The sequence below is a fragment of the Streptomyces sp. NPDC020996 genome (assembly GCF_040641355.1).
Classification (GTDB): domain Bacteria; phylum Actinomycetota; class Actinomycetes; order Streptomycetales; family Streptomycetaceae; genus Streptomyces.
In genome coordinates, this window is sequence record NZ_JBFADM010000131.1 from 1 (window position 1) to 5544 (window position 5544).

Below are 5544 nucleotides of genomic sequence, written 5' to 3' on the forward strand. Positions count from 1 at the left end.
TGGTGGAGGCGCGGGGCCGGCTGATGGGCGGGCTGCCCGAGGGTGGTGCGATGGTTTCGGTGCGTGCCACCGAGGAGGAGGTGCGTGCTCTGCTGACCGCTGGGGTGGACATCGCGGCGGTGAATGGTCCGGCGTCGGTGGTGGTTTCCGGGGTGGAGGCGGAGGTTCTGCGGGTTGCGGAGGAGTTGGCGTCGCGGGGCCGTAGGACCCGGCGGTTGCGGGTGTCGCATGCGTTTCATTCGCCGTTGGTGGAGCCGGTGTTGGAGGCGTTCGGTGAGGTGGCGGGGTCGCTGACGTATCGGGTGCCGTCGGTGGGTGTGGTGTCGAATGTGACCGGGGAGCGGGTGGAGGAGTTCTCGGCGGGTTACTGGGTGGAGCATGTGCGGGCGGCGGTGCGTTTCGGTGATGGTGTGCGTCATCTGGCGGGGCAGGGTGTGACGCATTTCCTGGAGGTGGGTCCGCAGAGTGTTCTCACGAGCATGGCCCGGGAGAATCTGGGCGACGATTTCGACGGTCTCTTGACGCCGGTGTTGCGGAAGGGTCGTCCGGAGCCGGAGGCGTTCGTGACGGCGTTGGCGGAGGCGTGGACGCGTGGTCTGCCCGTCGAGTGGGACAGCCTGTTCCAGAGCACCGCCACCCGGCATGTCGACCTGCCCACCTACCCCTTCCAGCACCAGCGCTACTGGCTCGAAGCCACTCCCGCATCCCCCGCCCCCGCCACCGCCCAGGACGCTGTGGACGCCCAGTTCTGGGAGGCCGTCGAGCGGGAGGACCTGGGGGCTCTCACGGGCACGCTGCGACTCCCCGACGAGCAGCCGCTCCGTGAGGTGCTGCCGGCGCTCGCCGACTGGCGGCGGGACCGGCGTGAGCAGTCCACGTTGGACTCCTGGCGGTACCGGATCGTGTGGAAGGCGGCGCCCGAGGCGGGCGTTCCACGTCTCACCGGACGTTGGCTGATCGTCGTACCGGAAGGGGTCGAAGCCGCCGAGGTGCTCGCCGCGCAGGCGGCCGAGGCGCTCGCCGCGCACGGGGCGGAGACCACCGAACTGCGCCTCGACGCCACCGGCGCCGACCGTGCCGCCTGGGCCGAGCGGCTCTCCTCCTCGGTGTCGGAGGACCTGGCCGGAACGCTCTCGCTGCTCCCGCTCGACGCCCGCCCGCACCGCGCGCACCCCGCGGTCAGCGCTGCCGTCGCCGCGACCGCCGCCCTCGCGCAGGCGCTCGGCGACGCGAGCATCGGTGCCCCGCTGTGGAACCTGACCTGCGGCGGCGTCTCCACCGGCCATGGCGACCCGGCTGCCGACACCACCGGCACCCAGGCACAGGCATGGGCGCTCGGGCGGGTCGCCGCGCTGGAGTACCCGGACCGGTGGGGCGGCCTCGTCGACGTGCCCGCGGAGATCGACGAGCGGGCCGGTGCGCGGCTCGCCGCCGTCCTCGGTCAGCAGGCAGGTGAGGAGCATGAGGACCAGGTGGCCGTACGGGCCTCCGGGACGCTGGTGCGGCGGCTGCGCCGGGCGCCCGTGCCCGCCGACCGGGCCCGCACCCCGTGGCGGCCCGACGGAGCGGGCACTGTTCTGATCACCGGCGGTACCGGCGCCCTCGGCAGCCGACTCGCCCGCTGGCTCGCCGGGAACGGCGCCCGGCATCTGCTGCTGACCAGCAGGCGCGGCCCGGACGCACCGGGTGCCGCCGAACTCGTGCAGGAATTACGGCAGTCGGGGGCCGAGGCCCGAGCGGTCGCCTGTGACGTGGCCGACCGTGAGCAGCTTGCGGCGTTGCTCGCCTCCGTACCCGCCGAACGGCCGCTCACCGCGGTCGTGCACGCGGCCGGTGTGTCCGACAGCGCGTTCATGGACGACGTCACCGCCGAGCACCTGGCGCAGGTGCTGCGGCCCAAGGCGGTCGCGGCCGATCTGGTCGACGAGCTGACGCGTCAACTCCGCCTGGACTTGCGGGCCTTCGTACTGTTCGCGTCCAGCGCCGGCATGTGGGGCAGTGGCGGCCAGGCCGCGTACGCCGCGGCCAACGCCCACCTCGACGCACTCGCCGAACGCCGGCGGGCCGACGGGCTCGCCGCCACCGCGGTCGCCTGGGGCCCCTGGGCCGAGGCCGGCATGGCCGCCTCCGAGGACATCGACGACCACCTGCGCCGCCGCGGCGTCATCGGCATCGCGCCGGACACCGCCATCGCCGCGCTGCAGCAGGCCCTCGACCTCGACGAGACCTGCGTCGGTGTCGCCGACGTCGACTGGTCGCTGTTCGCCCCCACCTACACGGCCCTGCGGCACAGCGCGCTGATCAGCGAACTGCCGGAGGTGCGGCAGGCGTTGGCGGACGAGGTGCCCGAACGCAGCACGGCCGCCGCCGAGTCGGCCTCCGCGCTGCGCCACCGCCTCGCCGCCACCCCGGCCGCCGAACAGGAACACCTCCTGATCGAGTTGGTCCGCGAACACGCCGCCGCCGTCCTCGGCCACCGCGGCACCGACGCCGTACTGGCGGCACGGCCCTTCAAGGACCTCGGTTTCGATTCGCTCACCGCCGTGGAACTGCGCAACCGGATCGCCGCCGAGACCGGCCTGAAGCTCTCCGCGACCCTCCTCTTCGACCACCCCAACCCGGCCGCCCTCGCCAAGGACCTGCGCATCCAGCTGCTCGACGGCGAGGTCGACACCGACACCTCGGTCCTCGCCGACCTCGACCGCATCGACGCCGCGCTCACCCGGCTCGGCCCCGACGACGCCACCCGCCACCGCATCGCGGGACGCCTCCAGGTGCTGCTCTCCAAGTGGGGCACCGAAAGCGGCCGCGAGCCCGCCGCGGGCGACAGCCACCACGAGCTCGCCGATGCCTCGGCGGACGAGATCTTCGCGCTCATCCATGACGAGCTCGGCAAGTCGTAGACGTGCCGGAACGCCACCCAAGGAGCCCCAGCGCCATGGACCGCCACACGGACCGCCACAGCCAGACGGACAACGAACAGAAGCTGCTCGACCACCTGCGGTGGGTGACGGCCGAACTCAAGCAGGCCCGGCAGCGGCTGCGCGAGGCAGAGGCCGTCGAGCCGGAGCCGGTCGCCGTCGTCGCCATGGCCTGCCGCTACCCCGGCGGCGTGACCAGCCCCGAGGACCTGTGGCAACTCGTGCGGGACGGCCGCGACGCCGTCACCGGCTTCCCCACCGACCGCGGCTGGGACCTCGACGCCCTCTACGACCCCGACCCCGACCGGCTCGGCACCAGCTACGTGCGCGAGGGCGGATTCGTGCACGACGCGGGCGACTTCGACGCCGAGTTCTTCGGCATCTCGCCCCGCGAGGCGCTCGCCATGGACCCGCAGCAACGGCTCCTCCTCGAAACCACCTGGGAAGCCTTCGAGCGCGCCGGACTCGACCCCGGCGACCTCACCGGCAGCCGCACCGGCGTGTTCGTCGGCACCACCTACGCCGGCTACGGCAACGCCCGCCCCGACGTTCCCGGCGCGGCCGAGAACGTCGAAGGCCACCTGATGACCGGCATCGCCACCGCCGTCGCCTCCGGCCGCCTCGCCTACACCTTCGGCCTGGAAGGCCCCGCCCTCTCGGTCGACACCATGTGCTCCTCGTCCCTCGTCGCCCTCCACCTCGCGGTGCAGTCCCTGCGCCGTGGCGAGTGCACCCTCGCTCTCGCGGGCGGCGCGCAGATCATGGCGACACCGGACGTGTACGTCGAGTTCAGCCGGCAGCGCGGATTGTCGCCCGACGGCCGCTGCAAGCCGTTCGCCGCCGCCGCCGACGGCACCGGCTGGTCCGAGGGCGCCGGCGTCCTCCTCCTGGAGAAGCTCTCCGACGCCCGCCGCAACGGCCACCGGGTCCTCGCCGTGATCCGCGGCAGCGCCGTCAACCAGGACGGCGCATCCAACGGCCTCACCGCGCCCAACGGCCCCTCCCAGGTCCGTGTCATCGAGGCCGCGCTCGCCGACGCCCGCCTCGCCCCCCACCAGGTCGACCTCGTCGAGGCGCACGGCACCGGCACCACCCTCGGCGACCCCATCGAAGCCCAGGCCCTGCTCGCCGCCTACGGACAGAACCGCGCCGCGGACCGCCCGCTGCACCTCGGCTCCGTCAAGTCGAACATCGGCCACGCGGCCGCCGCGGCCGGCGTCGCCGGCGTGATCAAGGCCGTCATGGCGGTACGCGAAGGGGTCCTGCCGCGCACGCTGCACATCGACGCACCGACGCCCGAGGTCGACTGGTCGGCCGGCGCGGTGGAACTCCTCACCGAGGAACGCCCCTGGCCCATCGCGGACGGCCCCCGAACCGCCGCCGTCTCCTCGTTCGGCGCCAGCGGGACGAACGCCCACGTCATCGTGCAGGCCGCGCCGCCCGCCCCCGAGCCACCACGGCAGCCGGAGCAGCCCGCCCCCCTCCTGGGCGACACCCCGGCCCCCTGGATCCTCTCCGGCCGCGGCACGAAAGGCCTGCGGGCCCAGGCTGCCCGGTTGCGTGAATTCGTCGGGCGGCGGCGGGGGGTGGCGTGTGGTGCGGTGGCGCGGGCGTTGGTGGGGACGCGGGCTGCGTTGGAGCAGCGGGGTGTGGTGGTGGCGGGGGACCGGCACGGTTTCCTGGCCGGGTTGTCGGCGTTGGCGGAGGGCCGGCCGGGGGTGGTCACGGGGTCGGTGGTGAAGGGTGCGGACCGTCCGGTGTTCGTCTTTCCGGGTCAGGGGTCGCAGTGGGCGGGGATGGCGGTGGAGTTGTACGGGGCTTCGCCGGTGTTCGCCGCCCGGCTGGAGGAGTGCGCGCGGGCCCTGTCGGCGTACGTGGACTGGTCGCTGCTGGACGTCCTGCGGGGTGTCGACGGCGCCCCCGGATTCGACCGGGTGGACGTGGTCCAGCCGGTGTTGTGGGCGGTGATGGTGTCGTTGGCGGAGTTGTGGCGGTCGGTGGGTGTGGAGCCGGCCGCGGTGGTGGGCCACTCGCAGGGCGAGATCGCTGCCGCCGCCGTCGCCGGTGTGCTGAGCCTGGAGGACGCGGCGAAGGTGTCCGCGCTGCGGGCTCGTGCGCTCATCGCCCTGGCGGGGCGGGGCGGGATGGTGTCCGTGGCGGACACGGCCGACGCCGTACGGGAGCGGATCGCTTCCTTCGGTGACCGGCTGGCGCTGGCTTCGGTCAACGGTCCGCAGTCCACGGTCGTTTCGGGTGATCCCGAGGCGCTGGACGAGTTGATGTCTGCCTGCGAGGCGGACGGTGTCCGCGCCCGGCGTATCAACGTGGACTACGCCTCGCACGGCCCGCAGGTCGAGCTGATCCGTGACGAGGTGATCGGCCTGCTGCACGGCATCCGGCCGCGCACCGCCCAGGTGCCCTTCTTCTCCACCGTCACCGGTGCTTTCGTGGACGGTGCGGAGCTGGACGCGGAGTACTGGTACGCGAACCTGCGCACCACGGTCCGTTTCCAGGAGGCCGTGGAGGGGCTGCTGGCGCGCGGGCATGGTCTGTTCGTCGAGTCCAGTGCGCACCCGGTGCTGACGATCGGCGTGCAGGAGAGCATCGACGCCTCCGATGCGAC

Annotated in this window: 2 protein-coding genes; both read left to right on the forward strand. The window is 73.3% G+C overall.

The annotated features are described in order from the left end of the window. Positions 1-2903: SDR family NAD(P)-dependent oxidoreductase (locus AB0G63_RS38840; protein ID WP_360760543.1), on the forward strand; the 2903-nt coding region annotated here is incomplete at its 5' end. Positions 2904-2938: 35 nt separating this feature from the next. Next, positions 2939-5544, forward strand: a 2606-nt coding sequence (locus tag AB0G63_RS38845; RefSeq protein WP_360760545.1) for a type I polyketide synthase, incomplete at its 3' end; no start/stop codon positions are given.